The sequence below is a fragment of the Pseudanabaena sp. CCNP1317 genome (assembly GCF_034931345.1).
In the GTDB taxonomy this organism is placed as follows: domain Bacteria; phylum Cyanobacteriota; class Cyanobacteriia; order Pseudanabaenales; family Pseudanabaenaceae; genus Pseudanabaena; species Pseudanabaena galeata.
Genome location: NZ_JAYGIF010000065.1, coordinates 1 through 21,351, shown reverse-complemented (window position 1 = coordinate 21,351; position 21,351 = coordinate 1). Strand labels below are relative to the sequence as shown.

Here is a 21,351-nt window from a genome sequence, read left to right as displayed (position 1 = left end):
AGTGTTGCCACACTTCTGTGAATTGGTATTAAAATCCAAAAAAAAGTAGCGGCGCTTCGCGCCGCTACTTTTTTTGGATTTTAAGCAGGTGCAACAAAAGCGTAGTCTGAGACGATTTTGCCAGCAATGATATGTTCTTGAAGTACTTTCTCTAATACCTCAGCCGTTGCCGAGTGATACCAAACGCCATCGGGATAAACTAGTAAAATTGGTCCGCGATCGCATACCCGCAAACAATTAGTTTTAGTACGAAATACTTTGACTTCGAGATCAAGTTCTTTAATCCGCCGTTTGAGATAGTCCCATGCTTGCAAACCGACTTCTTTTTGACAACAGAGCGGTTTAGTCTGGTCAGCACATAAAAATAAATGCTTCTCGATCTGGGGAATTGATAATTGCTGAGCACGATTTGCTAACTGTTGACGAATCAAATCAAGATCTACAAGATCGTCATTGATCGCTACATCTGGAGTAATAATTTCTGGGTTTGCTGCCATATAAGGAAAAAGGGCAAATAATTAGGTTCTTTTCTCCTGTGGGAGGCGCTACCATGTACACACTATTCTAACTGTCTACGTTTCGATGTATCTAAGCCCCTAAATCCCCCAATTCTGGGGGACTTTGAATATATTTTCTTTTTCCCCCAGAATTGGGGGCTAGGGGGCGATAAATTAAGGATTCAATTCGTTGATGACTTTATCGGTTTTGCGGAATTTTAATTCGGGCGGCGCTTCGGGTAACCCTAGTAGATCTCGAATTGCCGAGTCGAGTTCTTCAAAGCCAAATAACCCTTCGCGATCATAGCTAACTTTGCCTTCACCAGAAATTAGGACTGTTTGAGGCACTGTACCTTTGTAGTAGTAAGCTTCGTCGGCGGGGGTGTAGTTATTGTGTTGTAAGTCCAAGCTATCAACAGGAACTGCAATCAGACTAATCGTCTTACCATAAAATCCTTGAGCTAAATTGAGAATTGGCGAAAATCTTTTGCAATCAGCACTGTCATCAACATAAAAAACCAGCATCGCCGCTCGACCAATCTCAAGGGATTGAGCTAAGCTAATCCGAGGTGGCACAATGGAGCCATTGCCTCCATAGAGGGCAAAAATATTGCCGTCGTAAGTATCATCGGTAAGTTTTGCTTGCACAGGCTGAGCATCACCCAATACTGTTCCCAGAAATATACTTAGGCTTATACAACTTGCGATCGCTATACATAATATGAAATCAAAAGATCGCTTCAGCCAATTTTTCATTATCTTCAATATAAATTCTTCTACAGAACACTATAAATGCTAGCCATCACAAATTAAAACCCAGAGGTTAGGGACGGTACAAAGTACCGATCCTAATCTCTGGGTTTTTCTCAAGTGCAAAATATCTTACGAATCGCCAAAGCCATGTGCCCGAATCAGATCGAAGAATTCTTTTTTCATTGATGGGTCACTTCGGAAAGAACCGCGCACGATTGAGTTAACCATTTTGGTTTCGGGTTCTTTGACTCCACGCCAAGTCATGCACATATGCTGAGCCTTGATCACAAATGCTAAACCTTTAGGCTTAATCAGATTTTCAATCGTATCGGCAACCATGATTGCCGCCTCTTCTTGGATATGCGGGCGACTCATCACCCAATCTACGATGCGATTAAATTTAGAGATGCCAATAACGCGATCGCTAGGGACGATACCAATCCAAGCTTGCCCTACAATCGGCACAAAGTGGTGAGAACATGCCGATCTCACGGTAATTGGACCAAGAGTATAAATTTCGTCAAGTTCCTTGGCATTGGGAAAGTCTGTAACTTTGGGCATAGGATGATAACGCCCCTTAAAAACTTCATCCACATACATCTTGGCTACCCGACGGGCAGTTTCTTTGGTGTTGTGGTCATTGGCAGTATCGATAATCAACGAGTCAAAAACGCCTTGCAGTTTACCTTCGATTTCTTTTTTTAACTCTTCCCGTTCGATTTCGCTAATGTGATGGGAGATCGAGTCATTGGCAAAAAAAGGATCGCCAGCCGCGATCACACGATCGCGAATAACTTGCGAAATTGCCTTTCGGGTGGGTAGAGATTCAAGGACTTTGGCGGCTTTTGAATCATTCTCAGAAGTGGAATTAACAGGGCGAGAGATACTGATCGTCATGGTGATACTTACTAGATGTCTAGTGAATTAACTTAAGAAGGAGGAGGCTAAAAAATGCGGAGAAAACAGTAAATAAACATCAAAATTTCGTGTTTGAGTCAGATCGAAACTACCAGCATAAAAAGGTGTTTAACTAGCGATTCAAACTATAAAATTTAATATATTCTCCCATATTCGCAGATCAGTGGGAGTTATTGCTTCTCTCAATAGATTGAACTTTTTCAATCGTTATTTAATATACCTACATAATTCTAAACTATTCCTTCGTGGCTTAGGCACTTATGGGTTAAGGTTCAGTTAATTCCATCCATAAGATATATAGCTGTCGCCAAGTGTATAAGGACATAAAACCCAAGAAGAGAATGGCGGCGCTTCGCGCCGCCATTCTCTTCTTGGGTTTTGCTTTTGTCCTAACACTATCGACGGCAGCTATAGATGCAGTAGAACGCTGAGAATGGGGCTTGGAGACCAAGCCCCTACCTTTACAAAATGTGTAGGGATTTGGTCTCCAAATCCTCTTTTAACCTCAGTTCGGGTTAATTTCAAATTGGCTCCTAGAAACGGTTCGCGGCGCGAACCATTTCTAGGAGCCAAAACAGTAAAAGCCTCGCTTCGCGATGCTTTTACTGTTTTGGCTTTTAAAATTTTGTAGCTTATCCCGAACTCACGTTACTAAGAGAGTGGCGACGCAAAGCGCCGCCACTCTCTTAATGACTAAATAAATATCAAACCAAAGCCTTTTGCTGGAATTTAAAAAGTTCCTGCGTTGGGCATTAGCACAAGATCATTGATCATTGCATCGGCAGGTAGATTTATTAAAGTCATGATCGATTCAGCGACCGTGGCAGGTCGAAGCATAGCGGCTCGATTAAAGCTGTGTGGTACTTTATCGCCGAGGGTATCCCATAGAGGCGTATCGACTGAACCAGGGCAGATGGACATAACTTTGATGCCGTGGGGTTGTTCTTCGGCGGCGATCGCCTGTGTCAAACCCAATAGCGCAAATTTACTCGCGCAATATGCGCCCCAATTGGGAAAACCTTGCTTACCTGCGATCGAAGCCACGTTAATAATCGTGCCGCTCTTTTGCGATCGCATGGTTGGCAATACAGTCTGTAAGCATTGGAATACACTGGTGAGATTCAGGTCAAACAACTTCTGCCATTCGGTCAGAGGCATATCAATTAATTCGCCGATATACGCCATACCTGCATTATTGATCAAAATATCTACGCCGCCCATCTCCGTAACGATCGCTTGCATCTTTGTGGCAACTTGAGAAATATCACCGAGGTCTATGGCATAGCCTTTAGCATTACTGCCTGCGGGTATGCTAAGAACGTGATCGGGATGGCGGCTAACCAGACTGACCTGTGCGCCAGCTTGTAATAGTCGCAACGCTACTTCTTTGCCGATACCACTACTTGCTCCAGTAACGATCGCTTTCTTACCTGTTAATTTAGCTGATACTGTATCTGTCATGGTTTAACTTGTTTTCCTTTAGTCTATGTCAAAAGTCTATGTCAAAAAAAGTAGGAAAGAGCTTTTGGTGGCTATGGCTAATTGCAAATATTATTGGCAATGCGATGTTACCGATCCTCGTTTGGCAAGATCCTTACGATCTGCGATCGCGTATTTTGCTCAATGAAATACTACATGCCGTGGGGATTGCCATCGCTCAGTCGGTAGTTTTGCGCGATCGCTTTACCAAGGAGGGATGGTGGTTGCCATTAACTCTATGTGGTTGGACTGTCGGACTGATGATTATCTTTTTTGTGCCATCCCTATCATGGCGATCGCAGGGGCAGAACTTGCCATCGCCCTCGATTTTGATGATTGATTTTGCGATTATTGGTGTGACTGTAGGTATTTGCCAATGGCAGTTACTCAAATCATTTCGGGCGGCGGGACTGTGGTTGTTTGCCAGTCCACTCGCTTTGTCTCTAAGTACCTTGGGGCTGTATTACGGCTATATGTCGAAGTCAACCATCTTGGCTAGTGCCTTGCAAGGATTAATCTATGGCGCTATTACAGGATTAGCTATTATTAAAGTCTTGCGATCGCCAAAGATTTCACCCAAAAACAAAAAATGATGTGCGGCGCGAAGCGCCACCCATCATACAAATCATCCAAAAACACAAAAGTGTCGTCACACTTTTGTGTTTTTGGTATCACTCTTCATTGGCAGATTCCACAAATCGCAAATCTCGTTTTAAAAATGTTTTCTCGCCTGTTTCCGTATCCACCGTTGCTCGAATTAAACTAGTCCTGATCACCAGCAACTTTGCCATGTAATAAGGACTATCTGGTTCCAAAATCAACACGCGATCGCCAACTTGTAATGGTCGAATCGTGGGGATAGGCATATTTCTCTTGTAGTCTAAATCGTGGTTAAGACTGCCTTGAGATGAAGTCTCAACCAACTCCGATGATGAAACTCGATCTTTAATTAAATGTTCTACATATTGCTTGAGTTTTTGCTCTAGGGTAGCTTCTAAGGCTGAAAAGCGTTCAAGTTCTTCTTGTTGAACAAAAGTTGATCCTAACCTGTTACCCAAAATATAATGTAAACCCTGAATTACCAACTCTGACTCCGTTTTACCAGTAATTTTAGTTTTTTCGACCAAGCTTTCATAGAGTTCACTAGATAGATGAATGGTTATGGCGTGACTAGGAGAATTAATGTCAGGGCTTTCCATGGTAGGTAGTATTGTTGATAAGATGATGAGTGGCTGTGAACCAAATACTATGCTCCAGTCTAAACCCCAAATCAAAAGGTAATACAGGAAACTCTATGTCTGTCGAAGTCGGTCAAAAAGCTCCAGATTTTACTTTACCTAGCGATCGCGGTGATATTACCCTCAGCCGCTACGAAGGTAAGACCAATGTTGTACTAGCCTTTTATCCAGGAGATTTCTCTCCGCTTTGCACCAGTGAGATGCAATGTTTCGCAGATGATTGGACAAAATTTCGGGAAGCTGGAGCAGAAATCCTTGGCATTAGTACCGATCCAATTGAGAAGCATATTGAGTTTTCTAAAAAGCTAGGTTTACAGTTTCCCTTGCTAAGCGATCGCAACCAAGAGGTTTGCAAAAAGTACGGGGTTTCCAGTTTATTTGGCAGTAAACGCGCCTATTGCATCATCGATATTCATGGCATCATCCGTTATAAACATATCGAATTTCTGCCAGTTTTTAAGCGTGAAGATTCCGAACTCTTGGTTGTACTGAGAAGTCTCAAGGTCTAAAAAAAGGCGCTTTGCGCCTTTTTTTAGTTATTACGTTGTTTTAAAATAAATTCAGCGATCGCTAAATCTTGAGGTGTAGTCACTTTGAGATTAGTTTCTTCACCCATCACGATCTGTACTGCTAAGCCAACTTTTTCTAATAAAGCCGCATCATCGGTGACTTCCCATCCCAGTTCCAAGGCGGTAAGATGAGCATTTTTGATTACGTCTAGTTGGAAACCTTGGGGGGTTTGCGCTGCCCAAAGATGATCGCGGTTAGGGGTATCGACAATGGTCAAGCCATCGACGACTTTAATCGTATCTTTGACTGGTACAGCCACTATAAAACCCTGCATCTCTTGCAAAGCGAGATCACAGCGATCAAATAACTCAGGTGTCACCAAGCATCTTGCGCCATCATGGATTAAGACGCGATCGCAATCTATCGGCAAAGCTTTTAAACCATTGAATACCGAAGCTTGACGAGTTGCTCCACCTTGAATCAGTCGAATTGGCTTCAGTAGACTGATCTCATTAAAAATCTTTTGAAACTCTGGATAATCATGGGGTTGTCCCATCACGCCAATCCAAGTGATCGCCTCAGAAGCGATCGCTGCTTCTAGAGTCCATTGCAAAATTGGCTTGCCGAGTAAAGGTAATAGCAACTTATTGCAATCGGCTCCCATGCGTTTGCCGCTACCTGCCGCAGGAATTAATAAATGACAGGTCATAGGTTAATCGGCAAGATGCCACCAACCAAAGGCGGGACCAATAAACCGAATCGTCACCCAGATTAAGGCGGTTGCACCAATACCGTACCAAGCCGCTTGGGTAGACACTTCGACAAATTTATTTGCCTTGTCTTTGGTTAAGAAAGGTATCCAAGATGCGATCGGCTCAGTCTTACCATAGTCCTCACCTAATACCTGCTTACGGCGTTTTGACTCGCCCATAAAATATATGCTCCTAAACTAACAATTGCTGTGATAAAGAATCATCTTTTTTGTAGCATGGCAAAGCCATGCTACAAAAAAGATGATTCTTTATTTTAACTGCGCGTCCCTAAATAATATCAATAAGTAGCTAGGCATAAGTAAACTAAAAACCTAGAAAGCTGTCCCGCCTGCTACGCGGGCGGGACAGCTTCTGGTTTTAGGGTTTAATTATGGTGAGCTACTTAGCAAACGAAACTCAACCTAAAAACAGCTTATAGACTGGATTTTGGCTTTCATCCCAATAGCGATAACCAAGAGTATCGACAAATGCTTGCCACTCTTCCATTTCTGATGGTGGTACTTGCACACCCACAACAATCCTTCCATAATCTGCACCATTGTTTCGATAATGGAATAAGCTAATATTCCAATTAGGACTCATGGAGCCGACGAACTTCATCAAAGCTCCTGGACGCTCAGGAAACTCAAAGCGATAGAGTAACTCATTATTTGCAAGAGGCGATCGCCCGCCGACCATGTGGCGCAAATGTAGTTTCGTCAGTTCATCATCTGTAATCTCGATCGCCGTAAATCCATTCCCTGCAAAAGTGGTTGCTAGATTTGCGGCATCAGCACGATTGACAATCTGCACACCGATAAAAATATGAGCAATTTCTTGATCGGCAATCCGATAGCTAAATTCAGTTAAGTTCCGTTTGCCCAGCAGTTCGCAAAACTTCCGCAAACTTCCCGACTGTTCAGGAATGGTTACCGCAAAAATGGCTTCGCGGTTTTCGCCTAATTCGGCACGTTCGGCAACGAATCGCAAGCGATCAAAGTTCATATTCGCACCACAGGCGATCGCTACTAGCGTTTGTCCTGCGATGCCCTCACGCTCAACATAAGCCTTCGCACCTGCGATCGCCAAGGCTCCAGCAGGCTCTAAAATCGAGCGTGTATCTTCAAAAACGTCCTTAATCGCTGCACAGGTATTATCGGTATCAACTAGCAAGATTTCATCGACATATTGCTGACAAAGCCGAAATGTCTCTGTACCAACTTCGCGCACTGCCACCCCATCAGCAAATAAACCAACTTGCTCAAGGCGCACTCGATGTCCAGCCTGAAGCGATCGCGACATCGCATCAGAGTCCACAGGTTCCACACCAATGATTTTAATCTCAGGACGTAATCGCTTCACATAGGCTGCCACACCTGAAATCAATCCACCACCACCGATCGCGACAAAAATCGCATGGATTGGCTTCTGATATTGGCGCAAAATCTCCATACCAATCGTTCCCTGTCCCGCAATTACATCAGGATCATCAAAGGGATGAATAAAAGTTAAATTCTTTTCTGCTTCCAGTTGACGGGCATAGGCATAGGCATCATCATAGGTGTCACCATGCAAAACTACTTCACCACCACGCATTTTTACGGCATTTACTTTCACCAGTGGTGTAGTCACAGGCATGACAATAATCGCTTTTGTACCTAGCTCGCGAGCGCTAAGAGCCACGCCCTGAGCATGATTTCCTGCTGACGCAGCGATTACACCTTTCATGAGCAAATCATGGGGCAATTGCGCCATTTTGTTATAAGCACCACGTAACTTAAAGGAGAAGACAGATTGCATATCTTCTCTTTTAAGTAACAGTCGATTATTTAATCTTGCCGATAGATTGGGAGCCAATTCTAAGGGAGATTCTTGCGCGACATCATACACGCGAGCTTTGAGAATTCGTTCTAAATAGTCAGACTGCACAACGCTATCAACTCAATTATTGATTTTTATAGGTTGCTGTGCTATGAGTACTACAACCTATAAAAATTTGTTTGGGAATTTACAATTTTACTCTCTTTTTCGCATTTTAAAGCACGAACTTACACCAAAACAGAAAATGGCTAAGCCATTTTCTGTTTTAAAACCCCTACTGGATTTGGTTATTAACCCACAAAAGTGTGGTCACACTTTCGTGAATTAGTACTAGAGTCTCTGCTAAATAAAGAACCAAATTTTTGTAGCGCGGCTTTGCCGTGCTACAAAAATTTGGTTCTTTACTATGCGTCCCTAAGCACGCACTTCAGCAAAGATCTTATTGAGAATGTCTTGAGCGCCCTTAGATTTTAAGTCGTCAGCAAGTTCTGCTCCGATCGCTTCAGGATTAGTCAGATCGCCTGTTACTTCGCCCTTAACTAGAGTCAGCCCATCAAGACTTGCGACAATTCCTTTAAGAGTTAACTTATCAGCAGTAATGGAAGTATTCACACCAATAGGAACTTGACAACCACCTTCAAGTTCACGCAAGAAAGCACGCTCAGCGAGGCAGCGTTGTGTGGTGGGATAGTGGATGATTGGTGTAAACAAAGCCAAGATATCGGGGTCTTCAGCACGGCACTCAATTCCTAACGCACCCTGTCCGACCGCGTGAAGTGAAATTTCTCCATCGATGACCTCATGTACGCGATCGCCCATTCCCAAACGACGCAAACCTGCGGCCGCAAGAATTAGCGCATCGTACTCACCAGAATCGAGCTTTTGTAAGCGCGTATTCAGGTTACCTCGTACATCCTTAAAGGTGAGGTGAGGATAGTAATGGCGTAACTGAGCTAAGCGACGCAGTGAAGATGTACCAACTACAGTACCTGATGGCAAAGTTGCGAGGGTTTTGTCCTTAAGCTTTTCATGGACTACTAAGGCATCGGCAGGATCTTCACGTTCAGTTACTGCGCCAAGAATTAGTCCCTCTGGTAAATGAGTTGGTAAATCTTTAAGACTATGTACTGCAAGGTCTGACTCCTTAGTCAGCATTGAGACTTCTAATTCTTTAGTAAATAAGCCCTTATCTCCAATTTTGGCTAATGCCACGTCAAGGATTTTATCGCCCTGTGTACTCATGGTGACGACATCAAACTGGCGATCAGGATGTGCTTTGCTTAGTTCCGCTTGTACCCAATGCGTCTGTACCAGTGCTAGCTGACTTTTGCGAGAACTAATGCGAACTGTTGATGATGCAACCATAGGATAAACTAAAAATAATATGAAAATTAATTAAAACAATAGAAATTTAAAGGTAAGTAGGGGCGGCGCTTTGCGCCGCCCCTACTTAGTTAAAAGCACTATTTTCTATTCAAACAGGTTTTGCAGCTATTTCTATGCGATCGCCTAAATATAAAATGTAAAGAATTCTTACAGCTTAAAATCTAAAAGCATTCAGCTCTACAAAGCGCTGCCATACTTTCTTAGTTTTTAGCTTTTAAATTGCCGCAGTTAAATTGTTCACACTATTCTGCAATTTGCAAATGGCTTTTAAGACTTGCAGCAACTTTTCTGAGGACTCAGGCTCCATCAGATGTAGAGATGGCAAGGGTTGATAAGTTGGAGATGAAGCATTTTGAGGATTTTGCTGAATATAGAAAAACTCGTAATACACTCCATTGGTAGTTAATCCCCAAACGGATTTTTGCTGTTCTAAACTTTTATAGGCATAGGTAAGTAATTGTGGTAAGCCTTCCGATGCACTGATACTCGTATTTTTCGCCTCGATCGCTAAAATCCAAAAAGCAATATCATTAATCGCAGGACGATTCTTATTAATACAAATCAGATCTAATCTACCTGTGATACTAATATCTTCATCTTCAATATTAAGCCGACCTATTTCCTGTTCCATTCGCATTTTGATCGGAGCGCGATAAAAACCTGCTAGCCTCAACAATGGCATTACCGTTAAAGCCATCACCATATTCTCAAGCACTTTTCCGTCGTTAAGATAGCTTTCAAAATCAATACGAATTTGTCTAAGCTCAGCACATTCAAATTCTGATAATGGCTCTAGCTGAAGTAAAGATATAAAAGAGCCGTAGGATAATTTTTGAAATTTAAGATGGTAATAGACCTGATCTAGTGTCAAGGTGCTGGCGTTAAGGACAGGCATAATTTTATTTCGGCAGTCTTTTTGTAAATTATATGAGATTGTTCTATAACTAAAAAAATCACCGCCGAGAGGCGGTGATTTTTTTAGTTAATTGCGGACAGCTTCGATTAAGCGAGAGAAATAAAATGAGGTGGCAGTAAATTCTTTACGCTTAATCGTGAAGCCTAGCTTCTGAAGAACACGGTGCACATCAGACTCCTTGTGTAGATAGGCGCGAGTTGCCTTACTAGGACCAGGAACCATATCGCCTACTTTTTTCATCAGCACATAGTAAGGATTTTTAGGAGCAAAACTGAGAATCAAGCGGGATTTGGCAAGAGAGGCTAGATGAGCAATCATCACTTCGGAATCAAGATCAGGATAATGAATCAAGACATCCAGACAGATTACAGTGTCGTATTGTCCAGACAATGCAGCTAAATCCTTGACTTCAAAAACAGGGTTTTCAGGATCATTAGCGCGGCTCTTGCCTTCACCCACCATCTTTTCGGAAATATCGCTGGCATATACTTTTGCGCCCATTGCCGCGAGGGGAATGCTCAAACTACCAGTACCACAACCCGCATCACAGACCGTTTGATTTACGGCATTCTTGTCATTTTTAAACCAGTTCAAAACATAATCAACAGTTTGTTGATGTCCAGTACGGATATCGCGTTGCACTCGATTGACATCACTACCTTCGCCATAAATCCGCCGCCAGCGATCAAAGCCAGTGGAATTAAAATAATCGCGAACTATTTCTTTATCTTTAGGAGATGCTTTAGTTGAGGGATTGTTGAGCGCTTTATTAGCCATGATTGTGAAGAAAGCTTACAAAAAAGCTGTTTAAATTAGTAGTTTTGTTACAGATGATGATTTTAACCCAGAAAGTATAGGCGACACGATGCACTACCTATACTTTCTGGGTTTTATACTAAACTAAAGCAGCCGCCACAAAAATTCCCTATGCAACTTAATCGCATCATTGCTCTCGTCTTAGTCGCAATTTGTTTCATCTCGGCAACTTTTGGCATCCAGCGTCGCCAAATGGATGAAGAGTTGAATTTAAAGAAAGTACTCGATCGCGATCGCCTCGAACTAGTGTCACTAGATGGGGCGATTACAGGAGCAAGGGCTTCGTCATCAGGGGCAATGGCAGTACGCGATCGCCTACGTGAATTAATTGAAGACGAATCTGTTAAAGGCGTATTGCTATCAATTAACAGCCCTGGGGGAACGGTAGGTGCAAGCAAAGAACTCTACCAAGCCGTTAAGGACTTAAGTGAAGTAAAGCCCGTTGTCGTAAGTATGCTCGATCAAGCGACCAGTGGCGGCTACTATGCCGCAAGTTCAGCAACTAAGATTTATGCGAATGCTGGTACATTAACAGGCAGTATCGGCGTGATTTTAAGCGGTTTTAATGCTAAAGAATTATTAGATCGGGTGGGAATCCAATCACAAACGATCAAAACTGGTCCCTACAAAGATATTTTTTCGCCATTTCGCGAACTAGGCGATCCTGAGCGTCAACTCCTGCAAGATATCCTACAAAGTACTTACCAAGAATTTATCACCGACGTTTCTAAAGGTCGCAAACTAGACTTAGAGGTAGTTCGTAAGCTAGCGGATGGGCGACTTTATACTGGACAACAGGCTAAAGATAATAAGCTAGTTGATGCCATAGGAACATTAGATGTAGCGATCGCAGATTTGCGTAGTTTATCTAGAAAAAAATTCAATTTGCCAGAAACAAGAGAATTACCAATTCGTAAGACTCCAGCTTCCTTTGAAAGACTATTAGATCAATTGCTCAGTGAAGCTAATGTCAACATTGCTTTGCCATTTTTAAATATCACTGGTAATGACAGGATCTCTGGGGTGATCGCTGATCAGCTAACGTCAAAACTAACTAGTCGCAATATGCAAACAAGCAGTTATGATCCACCGATTTTATTAATGCCAAGCTGGTCTAACTAGAGTTATTTAAGCCGTATAAGTAGGTAGGCATAATTAAATATAAAACCCAAATAAGCGGGCGATTCCGCTTATTTGGGTTCTTGGTTTTATTAAACCTAGGTACTTATGAGATATGGCTCAAATAAAATAACAGTAATCATTAAACCTATGAAAGCGCAGCATCGAAAGCCCCAAATAATTTCTGAAGATACTCATTGTCAAGTTAATTCCTTAATCCAAAGACTTGACAATGTAAAGCATATTGCTGATTCGGGTTTCTGGATTTCAACCACTGAGCTAAAACTTTTACTAAGCCTTGATGAAACCTTCATTAATAGCTTGAACAAAAAAGTATTATCTCAACCTCAAAACTGTAAATTTTCTTGGCGAAACTTTGAATGTACATTAGTCGATCATCAGTTTGGAGAAAGCTTTTGGGCTATTAATACAAAACAAAACTTATTAATAAATAACAATGATGCTCTTTCCCAAGCACCAACATATGTATCAGAAATTCCAGATTATAAGCAATCAACACTTAGTGATTCTATTGTTTTAAAGATTCCCCCAGAAGTAGAGGTAATTCCATCTCCCTATGCATTAATTGATGATTTTTTATCAGCAAGTCAACTAAATGACTTGTTACGCTACACCATTAATAAACAGCCTGATTTTCTTCCTACTACAAATTCAGCTTCCGATCCCAACTATCGCCGCTCTTTTTATCTTGCCCATTTCCCTGAATTCTCAGATTTAATGGTTAATCTAGTACGAAAAATATCACCACAGATCATCAAGCACTTAGATATCAAAGACTTTGCGATCGGACAAATTGAGTCACAAATGACTGCCCATAATCATGGCAATTATTACAAGGTTCATAATGACAATGGTAGTCCAGACTGCGCTTCACGAATTTTGACCTATGTGTACTACTACTATCGTGAACCCAAGTCTTTTACTGGTGGCGAATTAGTCATCTATGACAGCAAAATCGAAAATGGCTACTCTGTCGCCGCAGACTCACGCAAGGTAATTCAGCCTACTAACAATACGATCATCTTTTTTCCTAGCCACTGTATGCATGAAGTTTTGCCCGTCAGTTGCCCATCAGAATATTTTGCCGATAGTCGCTTCACGATCAATGGCTGGGTAAGACATGTATAGGAAAAAGGCGCAAAGCGCCTTTTTCGATGACTAGGGTTTCGCTAATTTTTGCTTAACTTTAGAGATGATGCCACTAGCGATCGCACCAGCCATAACAATACCTAACACGGGTTGAATCAATGGCTCCCAGAGTTGTCTCCATAGTTCTAATCCAAGATTTATTTTTAGGGTTTCGCCTCCGAGGGCAACCAACAACCACGCAAAAAAGAAAAATACTAAGAACAAATTGAACATCAAAAATTTGTTCGTCCAGCGACCAAGGGTTTCCATAGTTCATGAAAAATAATATTTTTAGTGCTTACAGCGCAAAGCGCTGTAAGTGTCTGCCTTTTCAAGACAGATGATATAAGCAATCGGGGTAACGTTGCCGCTACCCCGATTGCTTATATCGTTTTTGTTTTATAAATTGAGACAGTACAAACGTACAGGTTGTACTTAAAAGTTTTTTATAAGTTTTTTTGATTAAGTCAAGACTTAAAAGTGAAACCTATTTGAAACCAACTGCTGCTTGCCACACAAAAGCGAGTAGCAAGAAAAAGACAGGAATAACGGGAAGAACGTTTACCAGTGGATCGAAAATTCTATACGCTTCAGGTAACGTTGCAATCAATAGACTAAGTGGCATTAAAAATAGACCTCCTTCAAGAGCTAAGATGAATTTTACCACGTCAAAGAAGCCATTCTTTTGTCTGAAAATTTTTTATCCAAAGGTTTATAAAATAGGTTTATTTATGGCGATCGCAAAGACTAAAAACATCAAAAAATTCCTACAGGGTTTCAATGTTGCCGTTTTGTCTCTCTTACTTTGTATTTGTACCTTTGCCTTTAGCGCCGATGCTTGGGCAAATGTGCAGATAAAACTGACTAATATTACTTACGAGCCATGCACAGGTGATGCAGGTAAAAATATGGTGCTAGGCGGCGGCATCATGTCGGCAAAGTGCTACATGATTAAAGGAAATACAGACAACCCATCGGGCAAAGTTGTGTACAATGCCGATATTTTTGGGCGGATCTACGATGCGAATGGTAATGATGCTATGCCTGAGAGAGCGCGACTAGGTGCAGTTGAGGAAATTCCTGCTGGCAAAAGTGATTTTGAAATTATGGTAGCAATTCCCGCCGAACAGCCTGAGCCTCTTGAGCTTAAGCAATTTAAAGCTTCGGGATTTGCTGGCAAAGTCAGACGTTAATCGCACTCAAGTTAAAATACATATAAACCCAACCATATAGATGCGGCGCAAAGCGCCGCATCTATAGCAATCCTAAATATGTTGAGAGAGTGCGCCCCGAAGGGGCGCACTCTCTCAACACTCAAAATCTTACAACTCATTTAGGAGCGCTATATATGATTGGGTAAAATCTAAGTCCAAAGTTCTCTGAATTGATATTGATCCAAAAATATGGCTGTTAAAGTTTTAATTCCCACTCCATTGCAACAATTGACCAATAATCAAGCCACTGTCGAGTGTACTGGTGATTCTGTTCAAGCAATTATTGACTCACTGGAAACTAGTTGCCCAGGGATCAAAGCCCGCATTTGTGATGAAAAGGGTAATCTCCGTCGTTTTGTTAATTTTTATGTCAACAGCGAAGATATTCGCTTTCTGGATGGGGCTAATACAGCCCTCAATGATGGTGATGAAGTAAGTATCATTCCTGCGATCGCAGGGGGCTAATCACAATAAAAGGGGATGCAACGCATCCCCTTTTATTTCATGGGTTAATCAAGGCGATCGCTATTTCCATCAACCAAATTAGTGATTGTTTTTTAGGATCTGGATCAACTTTGCCCTTGTCCCCCCAATTCTGGAGCCATTTTCCTAAGCCTCCCATGGAGTCACCCATCCATTGACCTACTTGGGCAAAAATTTGCTGGGGACCAACACCAGTCAATACTTGGATTGCAAAAATCACGGCAACTAACAAAAATGCAGTTTTGAAGCTAGCTTTAATGACGCTCAGCAACCACCACAACAGCAGTAAAGAGACTATTAATGCGCCGATCACTAGGGGCAAATTCATAGATTTTCTAATCCCATCTCAAGTTCAAAAAGTTTATATCAAACCCAGTAAGGTTTTTTAAAGCAAAAAATGGCGCAGCCATTTTTTGCTTTGCTATTATTAGATTTTGGCACGATCGCGCCATTGTCAATTGGTCGTCATGTATCAAGACTTACAACTTTATCAAGCTAGACTAGATATTTCACAAACTGAATGCGATCGTCTTTGGCAGATCCTTTCAGAGGATGAGCGATCGCGTGCTGATCGCTTCAAGCGTGAATATCTCAAGCGCAATTTTGTCGCGGCAAGAGGGAATTTACGGGAAATTCTAGCGTTAAGGCTAGGCTGTGAACCCAGAGCAATTCAGTTTGGTTATAGCGATCGCGGCAAACCTTACATTCAAAATTTCAACGGGCTTCATTTTAATCTATCGCATTCTCAAGATTTAGCAATCTATGCATTGTGTAGTGATGATGAGATAGGTATAGATTTGGAATTTATTAATTCCCAATGTGATGTTGATAGTATTGCTGAGCGTTACTTCTTACCTTCAGAGCAGAAAGTTATTAGCAACTTATGCGATCGCGACAAGTACATAGCTTTTTATCAAGTATGGACTCTCAAGGAAGCCTATGGGAAAGCAACAGGGGAAGGTATTGCCAATATTCTGGATCAGGTGGATGTGACTCCACTGCTAGAGAGTCCTATGGGTGAAACTTTGCGAATTCAAAGCTGGAATCTAAAACTAATTGCCTCAGAATTCCAAATAGATTTAAATTATTCTGCGGCTCTGTGTTTTGCATAGATATTTTGTTGGTGCAGTGCGTAGCGCTGCACCAACAATTCTTAGGTTTTATTCAAGCTGAGAAATGAACGGACAAGGCAAAACTTGATAAGTATAGAATCTAATTCTCAATTGCCACTTCTACTTTATCAATTTCAGAACCAATTTCAGGAACTGGTAGAACTAAGCGATCGCTACACATTGATCGCAACTTATCGACAAACATTGAAGACTCAGCAAGTAAAGTCATATTTTCATAAGCGGAGCGATAGACTTCAGAATACTCAGCTTCTGAAGTTGGAGGATAAACTTTTGCGGGGGCTGTCATTCCCGAAGGTGTGGTAAGCCGAGTAGGATATTTTTGCGGTTTTGGTTCAGCAATTTGAGGAGCAGCTTTAGCAATCTTTGCAGTTCCCATCATTGAGCGGCGTGGAAATGGAAGTGGTGGATTTGATTCTTCTATAGCTTTAAATGGAGGAATTTCGACGATCGCCGTTTCTCGATTGGAAGTATGTGGAGGCGTGTAAAAAATCCGATCTTCATAAATCACGGCTACATCACCACAAACTAAACGCTCAAATTCTCGATTGTAGCGGCAATTTGGTTCCCCTTTGCGTTCCCATAGATGCAAAATTTGATCAACAGAGACTGCTTTATATCTTCCTTGAAACAGTGATTCGATAACAGCTTGGCGTACCCATTCAGGCTTAAAACTGCCCCATGCACGAGTCAAATCCCTAATGGTATACCCACCAAGATCAAAACTGTAATGCTGCAATAGGGCGATCGCTATTTCCATGAGGATAATTTAGGAAAAATTATGTATCCCCATTCTACATTAAAACCCTAAACTTGAGTTGCTATAGCAATCAAAGAGCTACCTAAGCCAAATCAAAAGCCAAAGAAATGAAGGCGGCGCAAAGCGCCACCTTCATTTCTTTGGCTTTTGATTCACGAAAGTTTGACAACACTTTTATGAATTAAAAGCCAACCCCAGTAAGGTTTTTCAAAACACAAAATGGCTACGCCATTTTGTGTTTTGGTATTACTTCCTAAGCAAAACTTTTATTTCTATGCGATCACCCCAAATTTAGGGTTTGATATTTGCATCGAAATCACGGTTTATTAAATCCCCAATCCTTACTAGGGATTAATCGGATTTGAACTTATTCCTTAATTGACTACTGATAGCATCAATGCTAGTCACCACCACCAACAGCACCAACATCATTGTCATTGCTTTGTTATATTCAAACCCACGAATATAACTCACTAACTCGAACCCAATGCCCCCCGCACCGACCACACCTAAAACCGAGGCAGCCCGAATATTGTATTCAAACATATAGAGCGTATAACCGAGACATAGTGGCAAAACCTGCGGCATGATCCCGTATTGAGCGATCTGCCACCAAGAGGCACGCCCCACTTGTAAAGACTCTAGCGATCGCTTATCTACGGACTCGATCGCTTCTTGATAGAACTTCGCTAAATAACCAATCGTATAAATTCCTAAAGCCAAAGTTCCCGCAGGCGCACCTAAACCCGTCGCCGCCACAAAAAACAAACCTAAGATAATCGATGGAACTGAACGTACAGTATTTTGAAAGAGATTCGCAATCCAGCGTAACCACAATGGCGAAAGATTTTGCGCTGACAATAGGGAAATTGGAATTGAGAGGATCGCCCCAATCGTCGTTCCCCAAAGCGACATCTGCACAGTCTCAATCAAAGCCTTAATCGCCACATCCAAAATGCTCAAATCAGGCGGCCAAAGTCGTGACAGAAAATCTGTCATGTAAGGCAGACTAGTTTGGAGCAGTTTGGGATCAATTTTTAAACCTTGTAATGACCAAATATACGCCCAACCTAGACCGATAATAGCTAAAACTCTGAATAACCAGACATTGTAGCGGTTAGAGGCGTAAGGACGAATTCGATCAAAAAATTTCATTATGCGGCGTTAACGGACGGAACTAGGGAGAGATTTTGCAACTTGGCAAATTGACTATCCATATTTTGACAATCCCCATCATACCAGACCTGCCCTTCTTGCAGAACGATCGCTCGCTGTGCGTACTGAGCAGCAAGGGCGAGATCATGCAGCACCACTACAACCGTTAAGCCTTTGCGATTCATTTCCTGTAGGCTAGTCATCACTTGATTAATACCTGAGACATCTAATCCTGTGGTGGGTTCATCAGCCAACAAAATATGCGGTGATTGAATCAAAGTACGGGCGATCGCCACCCTTTGACGTTGACCACCACTGAGTTGTCTTGCCTTTTGATAAATTTGTTCTTGCAAACCCATTTTTTGGAGTAACTGCATCGCGACACGGCGATCGCGTTTAGGAAATCCCCACAGACTTTGCCATGTATTCAGATCTCCCAGACATCCACACAAGACATTATCTAAGCAAGAAAGTTGATCGACTAAGCCGCCCCCTTGCACGAGAAACCCCACATTTTTACGAACTTCGTCAACTAGTTTGGGCTGAACAGTCGTCCCACAGATCTGAATTTCGCCTTGACTGACAGGAACTAATCCCACTAGCGATCGCAAAAGTGTTGATTTCCCTGCGCCGTTCAGTCCCAGCAGAGCCACAAACTCGCCGTGATTAATTTTCAAGTCAATTCCATTCAAGATGGGACGCTTTAAAGTGGATTGATAAGCGGTACGAAGATTTTGGCAAGCGATCGCAGGTGACTTGCTGTGTGGTATTGGTTCCATAATTTTAAGGTTTTGAAATTTGAATCAAATGCGTAGAAAAAATCTAAATTACATTAGGAACAAGGGGCTTAAGCCCCTTGTTCTTCACAGGAAAAAGCCAGTTATGGTTTCAGTCCAGCCCTTTCAATGGCAGTCCGCATAGTTGCCAAATGTTGCTCGTGATCGACTTTGACTATCTCGGTTGAGTTGTAGAGACTACGGAACAACTCTTTATTTTCTGGTTCATTCAGTTTCAAGAAAGCATTAATCAACTTTTCCCTTTGATCCGCAGGCACACTATCATCAATGGAAATGCCGTGGGCTGGCACATTAGGAACTGGGTGCAATACCCGTAATTTTTTGCCTTCTTCTTCGGTAATCCAAGGTGGCAGTAATGCATATTCCGAAACTACCGCCACATCAGCCTGTTCACGCAATAAAGCTTGTAAGGCACTACTATAGCCATCGCCATAGGTAACTTTACCGAAAAACTGATCTAAGCGATCGGGACCATCCACAAACTTCAGCCCCACCAGTTCGCTGACAGGGAAGATGAACCCAGAACCAGAGGAACGTGATGTAAAGGCCATACTTTTACCACGCAACTGCTCAAGGGTTTGGGTCGCATCTGCCAAGGGTTTTAACGGACTATCTACTGGCACGACAAAGATCGAGTTATAGGTCTTACCACCCGAATAGTCATCACGCACCTCAGCTAAGTACATTTTTGCGCCCGATAGTAGCTCCGCTTTGAGAGCTGCCCGACCACTGACGAAGGCAACATTGGCTCGATTAGCCTTGAGTGCTTCTACAGAGGCAGTTTCATCGGCGATGATCCCTTTCACAGGGATACCCATCTCTTTGGATAAAATAGCCGACACCTTATCAACTTTGGTCTGTAGATCTGTAGTGTCACGACGGGTTGCAAAGGCGATCGTTAATTCCTTAAGCGGAGCCTGTGCGGTTTCAGTGGGAGTAGCTTTAGTTTCTTTGGCTGGTTCTGTAGTTGCTGCGGGAGTCTGAGCCGCATTAGGCTGAGATGGAGGATTGGGGGTATTTCCTGTACAAGCCGTTAAGCCGATTAAGGATACTAATCCTGCGACTACGGCAAGATTAGCAGGTAAACATGAAATTTTTTTCATTGATTTTTTGAAAAGCGGTCAATACACTAAGAAGAATTACTTGCAATAACTAATAAAAGTAGCTTAAACCTATTTGAGAATTTAAGTCAATAATTTATGGATAATTTCTAGTCATTTTTATTTTGCCGATCGCTTAGGAGCGCAAATGGCTATATCGAACTCACTTTAAAGCCCCAACATTGAGTCAGCAATGCCAAAAAATGCCCTGCAAATGAGCCTCAGCGTCAAGCCCTTTATCTACTTGCGATAAAATGAAAACCATAGCTGTCGCCATTCTCTAAATAGTGTGAGGCGGCGCAAAGCGTCGCCTCACACTATTTAGGTTTTGATTTGTCCTTATACAGGTGGCCATAGCTATAAATACTAAAAAGATCGCTAATATAGGCTTGTCTAAATCGCCATGACCGAAAATAAAATCCCTGAAGGTGTAGAACGCGAAGTAACAACGATGGGTGGGGCAGCCATCGATGGCGCTCCGATCGCCTATATTATTGTCCTCGCGGCGGTGGTCACTGTCTTAGCATTTATTCCCTTTTCGATTGTACTTGGCTCAGGCAAAGGCATTCCCCTGAGTCAGAGCATTTATCCGCTACTTGGTTGGCTGCTTGGTCCCATAGCGGGAGCCTTAGCCAGTGGCATCGGTACACTCATCGGGGTGTTTCTCGCGCCCTATACCGCAGGAGTTCCCGCGATCGCTATTTGGGGAGCCGTGATCGCTAGCTTTGCGGCAGGAGCAATGGTAATTGGACAAAAGCGTAGATATTGGTATTTGGGCTTAACGGTTCTGTTTGCGATCGAACTTGCCGTTTATGCTTATTTAGCGATCGCCCGTAATGGTATTCCTCTAGATACCTTTATCGCAGGAGCCTTTATCGACTGGTCAGCCATATTGCTATTTTTGTTGCCAACTCGAATATTATTCACAAAATTAATTAGCAGTAATAATTTTGTGAAAGTAGCGATCGGTATTTTTGGTGGAACTTGGACAATTTGTGGATTGGCGCACTTAAGTCAAGTTCCATTTACTTACTATCTATTTAACTGGCCAGAACCAATTTGGAAGATGTTAATTCCGATTATTCCTGTCGAAAATGCTATGCGTGGGCTATCTGGTGCAGTGATTGGTACGGGGGTAATTTCGGGATTGAGAGCGATTAATTTGGTGAAACCGAAGGAATCAATTTACTGATGTTACGTGGAAGGAATTCTTGCGATGGCGAAAGTCTAGCCTGTATTATTCACGAGATGGGAAAGAGAAACGAAATCCAAGCAAAAACAGATCGTTAAGTTAAGAATGGAGAGATTTGCATCAATTAAAAGAAGAAAAAGCAACAGAAACAAGAATTAATGGCAAA

The 21,351-nt window shown here is 42.2% G+C and carries 26 protein-coding genes; 8 read left to right on the top strand and 18 right to left on the bottom strand.

The genetic code is table 11. From position 1 onward, the window contains the following. Positions 1 to 80: 80 nt before the first annotated feature. The 4 genes from VB775_RS14400 to VB775_RS14385 all read right to left on the bottom strand — a co-directional run bounded on the left by VB775_RS14400 (position 81) and on the right by VB775_RS14385 (position 3,629). Positions 81 to 497, bottom strand: a complete 417-nt coding sequence (locus VB775_RS14400) for a (2Fe-2S) ferredoxin domain-containing protein (RefSeq protein WP_281006765.1) — start codon at positions 495 to 497, stop codon at positions 81 to 83. Positions 498 to 671: 174 nt separating this feature from the next. Beyond that, positions 672 to 1,253, bottom strand: a complete 582-nt coding sequence (locus VB775_RS14395) for a thylakoid membrane photosystem I accumulation factor (protein ID WP_281006764.1) — start codon at positions 1,251 to 1,253, stop codon at positions 672 to 674. Positions 1,254 to 1,379: 126 nt separating this feature from the next. Beyond that, complete coding sequence (folE, locus tag VB775_RS14390; protein ID WP_281006763.1) at positions 1,380 to 2,147, bottom strand: GTP cyclohydrolase I; 768 nt, start codon at positions 2,145 to 2,147, stop codon at positions 1,380 to 1,382. Positions 2,148 to 2,897: 750 nt separating this feature from the next. Further along, entirely contained in the window at positions 2,898 to 3,629 is a 732-nt protein-coding gene (locus tag VB775_RS14385) for an SDR family oxidoreductase (protein WP_281006762.1), read from the bottom strand. Positions 3,630 to 3,667: 38 nt separating this feature from the next. Between VB775_RS14385 and VB775_RS14380 the strand changes: the two genes are divergently transcribed. Then, entirely contained in the window at positions 3,668 to 4,240 is a 573-nt protein-coding gene (locus VB775_RS14380; protein ID WP_281006761.1) for a hypothetical protein, read from the top strand. A gap of 78 nt (positions 4,241 to 4,318) precedes the next feature. On the opposite strand, the gene VB775_RS14375 is transcribed toward VB775_RS14380, so the two are convergent. Beyond that, positions 4,319 to 4,846, bottom strand: coding sequence for a hypothetical protein (locus VB775_RS14375; protein WP_281006760.1), 528 nt, complete (start codon positions 4,844 to 4,846; stop codon positions 4,319 to 4,321). Positions 4,847 to 4,941: 95 nt separating this feature from the next. Here VB775_RS14375 and VB775_RS14370 point away from each other — a divergent pair, with 95 nt between their 5' ends. Further along, positions 4,942 to 5,394 (top strand): peroxiredoxin, encoded by a 453-nt coding sequence (locus tag VB775_RS14370; protein WP_281006759.1) that lies wholly within the window; start codon positions 4,942 to 4,944, stop codon positions 5,392 to 5,394. A gap of 23 nt (positions 5,395 to 5,417) precedes the next feature. On the opposite strand, the gene ispD is transcribed toward VB775_RS14370, so the two are convergent. From ispD to bchM, 6 genes are all read right to left on the bottom strand, one after another. Then, positions 5,418 to 6,104 carry a 2-C-methyl-D-erythritol 4-phosphate cytidylyltransferase gene (ispD, locus tag VB775_RS14365; protein WP_281006758.1) on the bottom strand — a complete coding sequence of 229 codons (687 nt, stop codon included), beginning with the start codon at positions 6,102 to 6,104 and terminating at the stop codon, positions 5,418 to 5,420. 3 nt (positions 6,105 to 6,107) lie between these two features. Next, positions 6,108 to 6,326: a DUF2839 domain-containing protein gene (locus tag VB775_RS14360; RefSeq protein WP_281006757.1), complete on the bottom strand. Its 219-nt coding sequence runs from the start codon at positions 6,324 to 6,326 to the stop codon at positions 6,108 to 6,110. 238 nt (positions 6,327 to 6,564) lie between these two features. Next, positions 6,565 to 8,076 (bottom strand): threonine ammonia-lyase, biosynthetic, encoded by a 1,512-nt coding sequence (gene ilvA / locus VB775_RS14355; protein ID WP_281006756.1) that lies wholly within the window; start codon positions 8,074 to 8,076, stop codon positions 6,565 to 6,567. Between the two features lie 306 nt (positions 8,077 to 8,382). Further along, the gene (gene hemC / locus VB775_RS14350) at positions 8,383 to 9,333 is read right to left on the bottom strand and encodes a hydroxymethylbilane synthase (RefSeq protein ID WP_281006755.1); all 951 of its coding nucleotides are present in this window, start codon (positions 9,331 to 9,333) and stop codon (positions 8,383 to 8,385) included. Between the two features lie 235 nt (positions 9,334 to 9,568). After that, on the bottom strand, positions 9,569 to 10,249 hold the full coding sequence (locus VB775_RS14345; RefSeq protein WP_281006754.1) for a restriction endonuclease subunit R: 681 nt from the start codon (positions 10,247 to 10,249) through the stop codon (positions 9,569 to 9,571). A gap of 87 nt (positions 10,250 to 10,336) precedes the next feature. Continuing rightward, complete coding sequence (gene bchM, locus VB775_RS14340) at positions 10,337 to 11,047, bottom strand: magnesium protoporphyrin IX methyltransferase (RefSeq protein WP_281006753.1); 711 nt, start codon at positions 11,045 to 11,047, stop codon at positions 10,337 to 10,339. A 150-nt stretch (positions 11,048 to 11,197) separates the two neighbouring features. Here bchM and sppA point away from each other — a divergent pair, with 150 nt between their 5' ends. Then, positions 11,198 to 12,208 carry a signal peptide peptidase SppA gene (gene sppA, locus VB775_RS14335; protein ID WP_281006752.1) on the top strand — a complete coding sequence of 337 codons (1,011 nt, stop codon included), beginning with the start codon at positions 11,198 to 11,200 and terminating at the stop codon, positions 12,206 to 12,208. Between the two features lie 147 nt (positions 12,209 to 12,355). Next, a complete protein-coding gene (locus VB775_RS14330) occupies positions 12,356 to 13,354 on the top strand; it encodes a 2OG-Fe(II) oxygenase (RefSeq protein ID WP_281006751.1) in 999 nt (332 codons plus the stop codon). A 30-nt stretch (positions 13,355 to 13,384) separates the two neighbouring features. Here VB775_RS14330 and VB775_RS14325 read toward each other — a convergent pair whose 3' ends face one another. Then, on the bottom strand, positions 13,385 to 13,624 hold the full coding sequence (locus VB775_RS14325; RefSeq protein ID WP_281006750.1) for a hypothetical protein: 240 nt from the start codon (positions 13,622 to 13,624) through the stop codon (positions 13,385 to 13,387). Between the two features lie 217 nt (positions 13,625 to 13,841). After that, entirely contained in the window at positions 13,842 to 13,979 is a 138-nt protein-coding gene (locus tag VB775_RS14320; RefSeq protein WP_009627037.1) for a photosystem II reaction center protein K, read from the bottom strand. A gap of 106 nt (positions 13,980 to 14,085) precedes the next feature. Between VB775_RS14320 and VB775_RS14315 the strand changes: the two genes are divergently transcribed. Both VB775_RS14315 and VB775_RS14310 read left to right on the top strand, forming a co-directional pair. Continuing rightward, on the top strand, positions 14,086 to 14,547 hold the full coding sequence (locus VB775_RS14315) for a hypothetical protein (protein WP_281006749.1): 462 nt from the start codon (positions 14,086 to 14,088) through the stop codon (positions 14,545 to 14,547). 210 nt (positions 14,548 to 14,757) lie between these two features. Continuing rightward, positions 14,758 to 15,033 carry a MoaD/ThiS family protein gene (locus VB775_RS14310; protein ID WP_190578634.1) on the top strand — a complete coding sequence of 92 codons (276 nt, stop codon included), beginning with the start codon at positions 14,758 to 14,760 and terminating at the stop codon, positions 15,031 to 15,033. 37 nt (positions 15,034 to 15,070) lie between these two features. On the opposite strand, the gene VB775_RS14305 is transcribed toward VB775_RS14310, so the two are convergent. Continuing rightward, positions 15,071 to 15,379, bottom strand: a complete 309-nt coding sequence (locus VB775_RS14305) for a hypothetical protein (RefSeq protein ID WP_281006748.1) — start codon at positions 15,377 to 15,379, stop codon at positions 15,071 to 15,073. Between the two features lie 139 nt (positions 15,380 to 15,518). Between VB775_RS14305 and VB775_RS14300 the strand changes: the two genes are divergently transcribed. Then, the gene (locus VB775_RS14300) at positions 15,519 to 16,163 is read left to right on the top strand and encodes a 4'-phosphopantetheinyl transferase family protein (RefSeq protein WP_281006747.1); all 645 of its coding nucleotides are present in this window, start codon (positions 15,519 to 15,521) and stop codon (positions 16,161 to 16,163) included. A gap of 100 nt (positions 16,164 to 16,263) precedes the next feature. Here VB775_RS14300 and VB775_RS14295 read toward each other — a convergent pair whose 3' ends face one another. The 4 genes from VB775_RS14295 to VB775_RS14280 all read right to left on the bottom strand — a co-directional run bounded on the left by VB775_RS14295 (position 16,264) and on the right by VB775_RS14280 (position 19,996). Beyond that, positions 16,264 to 16,941 (bottom strand): hypothetical protein, encoded by a 678-nt coding sequence (locus tag VB775_RS14295; RefSeq protein ID WP_281006746.1) that lies wholly within the window; start codon positions 16,939 to 16,941, stop codon positions 16,264 to 16,266. Between the two features lie 351 nt (positions 16,942 to 17,292). Further along, on the bottom strand, positions 17,293 to 18,096 hold the full coding sequence (gene phnE / locus VB775_RS14290) for a phosphonate ABC transporter, permease protein PhnE (protein WP_281006745.1): 804 nt from the start codon (positions 18,094 to 18,096) through the stop codon (positions 17,293 to 17,295). Then, positions 18,096 to 18,875 (bottom strand): phosphonate ABC transporter ATP-binding protein, encoded by a 780-nt coding sequence (locus VB775_RS14285; RefSeq protein WP_281006744.1) that lies wholly within the window; start codon positions 18,873 to 18,875, stop codon positions 18,096 to 18,098. Before VB775_RS14285 ends, phnE begins: the two co-directional genes overlap by 1 nt. 101 nt (positions 18,876 to 18,976) lie before the next feature. Then, positions 18,977 to 19,996 carry a phosphate/phosphite/phosphonate ABC transporter substrate-binding protein gene (locus VB775_RS14280; RefSeq protein ID WP_281006743.1) on the bottom strand — a complete coding sequence of 340 codons (1,020 nt, stop codon included), beginning with the start codon at positions 19,994 to 19,996 and terminating at the stop codon, positions 18,977 to 18,979. Between the two features lie 400 nt (positions 19,997 to 20,396). Here VB775_RS14280 and VB775_RS14275 point away from each other — a divergent pair, with 400 nt between their 5' ends. Then, the gene (locus tag VB775_RS14275; RefSeq protein ID WP_281006742.1) at positions 20,397 to 21,185 is read left to right on the top strand and encodes a hypothetical protein; all 789 of its coding nucleotides are present in this window, start codon (positions 20,397 to 20,399) and stop codon (positions 21,183 to 21,185) included. Positions 21,186 to 21,351 lie beyond the last annotated feature (166 nt).

Bases quoted from the DNA above. Each gene is read 5' to 3' on its own strand.
- VB775_RS14400 (WP_281006765.1), bottom strand. From the start codon at position 497: ATGGCAGCAAACCCAGAAATTATTACTCCAGATGTAGCGATCAATGAC.
- VB775_RS14395 (WP_281006764.1), bottom strand. From the start codon at position 1,253: ATGAAAAATTGGCTGAAGCGATCTTTTGATTTCATATTATGTATAGCG.
- folE (WP_281006763.1), bottom strand. From the start codon at position 2,147: ATGACGATCAGTATCTCTCGCCCTGTTAATTCCACTTCTGAGAATGAT.
- VB775_RS14385 (WP_281006762.1), bottom strand. From the start codon at position 3,629: ATGACAGATACAGTATCAGCTAAATTAACAGGTAAGAAAGCGATCGTT.
- VB775_RS14380 (WP_281006761.1), top strand. From the start codon at position 3,668: ATGTCAAAAAAAGTAGGAAAGAGCTTTTGGTGGCTATGGCTAATTGCA.
- VB775_RS14375 (WP_281006760.1), bottom strand. From the start codon at position 4,846: ATGGAAAGCCCTGACATTAATTCTCCTAGTCACGCCATAACCATTCAT.
- VB775_RS14370 (WP_281006759.1), top strand. From the start codon at position 4,942: ATGTCTGTCGAAGTCGGTCAAAAAGCTCCAGATTTTACTTTACCTAGC.
- ispD (WP_281006758.1), bottom strand. From the start codon at position 6,104: ATGACCTGTCATTTATTAATTCCTGCGGCAGGTAGCGGCAAACGCATG.
- VB775_RS14360 (WP_281006757.1), bottom strand. From the start codon at position 6,326: ATGGGCGAGTCAAAACGCCGTAAGCAGGTATTAGGTGAGGACTATGGT.
- hemC (WP_281006755.1), bottom strand. From the start codon at position 9,333: ATGGTTGCATCATCAACAGTTCGCATTAGTTCTCGCAAAAGTCAGCTA.
- VB775_RS14345 (WP_281006754.1), bottom strand. From the start codon at position 10,249: ATGCCTGTCCTTAACGCCAGCACCTTGACACTAGATCAGGTCTATTAC.
- bchM (WP_281006753.1), bottom strand. From the start codon at position 11,047: ATGGCTAATAAAGCGCTCAACAATCCCTCAACTAAAGCATCTCCTAAA.
- sppA (WP_281006752.1), top strand. From the start codon at position 11,198: ATGCAACTTAATCGCATCATTGCTCTCGTCTTAGTCGCAATTTGTTTC.
- VB775_RS14330 (WP_281006751.1), top strand. From the start codon at position 12,356: ATGAAAGCGCAGCATCGAAAGCCCCAAATAATTTCTGAAGATACTCAT.
- VB775_RS14325 (WP_281006750.1), bottom strand. From the start codon at position 13,624: ATGGAAACCCTTGGTCGCTGGACGAACAAATTTTTGATGTTCAATTTG.
- VB775_RS14320 (WP_009627037.1), bottom strand. From the start codon at position 13,979: ATGCCACTTAGTCTATTGATTGCAACGTTACCTGAAGCGTATAGAATT.
- VB775_RS14315 (WP_281006749.1), top strand. From the start codon at position 14,086: ATGGCGATCGCAAAGACTAAAAACATCAAAAAATTCCTACAGGGTTTC.
- VB775_RS14310 (WP_190578634.1), top strand. From the start codon at position 14,758: ATGGCTGTTAAAGTTTTAATTCCCACTCCATTGCAACAATTGACCAAT.
- VB775_RS14305 (WP_281006748.1), bottom strand. From the start codon at position 15,379: ATGAATTTGCCCCTAGTGATCGGCGCATTAATAGTCTCTTTACTGCTG.
- VB775_RS14300 (WP_281006747.1), top strand. From the start codon at position 15,519: ATGTATCAAGACTTACAACTTTATCAAGCTAGACTAGATATTTCACAA.
- VB775_RS14295 (WP_281006746.1), bottom strand. From the start codon at position 16,941: ATGGAAATAGCGATCGCCCTATTGCAGCATTACAGTTTTGATCTTGGT.
- phnE (WP_281006745.1), bottom strand. From the start codon at position 18,096: ATGAAATTTTTTGATCGAATTCGTCCTTACGCCTCTAACCGCTACAAT.
- VB775_RS14285 (WP_281006744.1), bottom strand. From the start codon at position 18,875: ATGGAACCAATACCACACAGCAAGTCACCTGCGATCGCTTGCCAAAAT.
- VB775_RS14280 (WP_281006743.1), bottom strand. From the start codon at position 19,996: ATGAAAAAAATTTCATGTTTACCTGCTAATCTTGCCGTAGTCGCAGGA.
- VB775_RS14275 (WP_281006742.1), top strand. From the start codon at position 20,397: ATGACCGAAAATAAAATCCCTGAAGGTGTAGAACGCGAAGTAACAACG.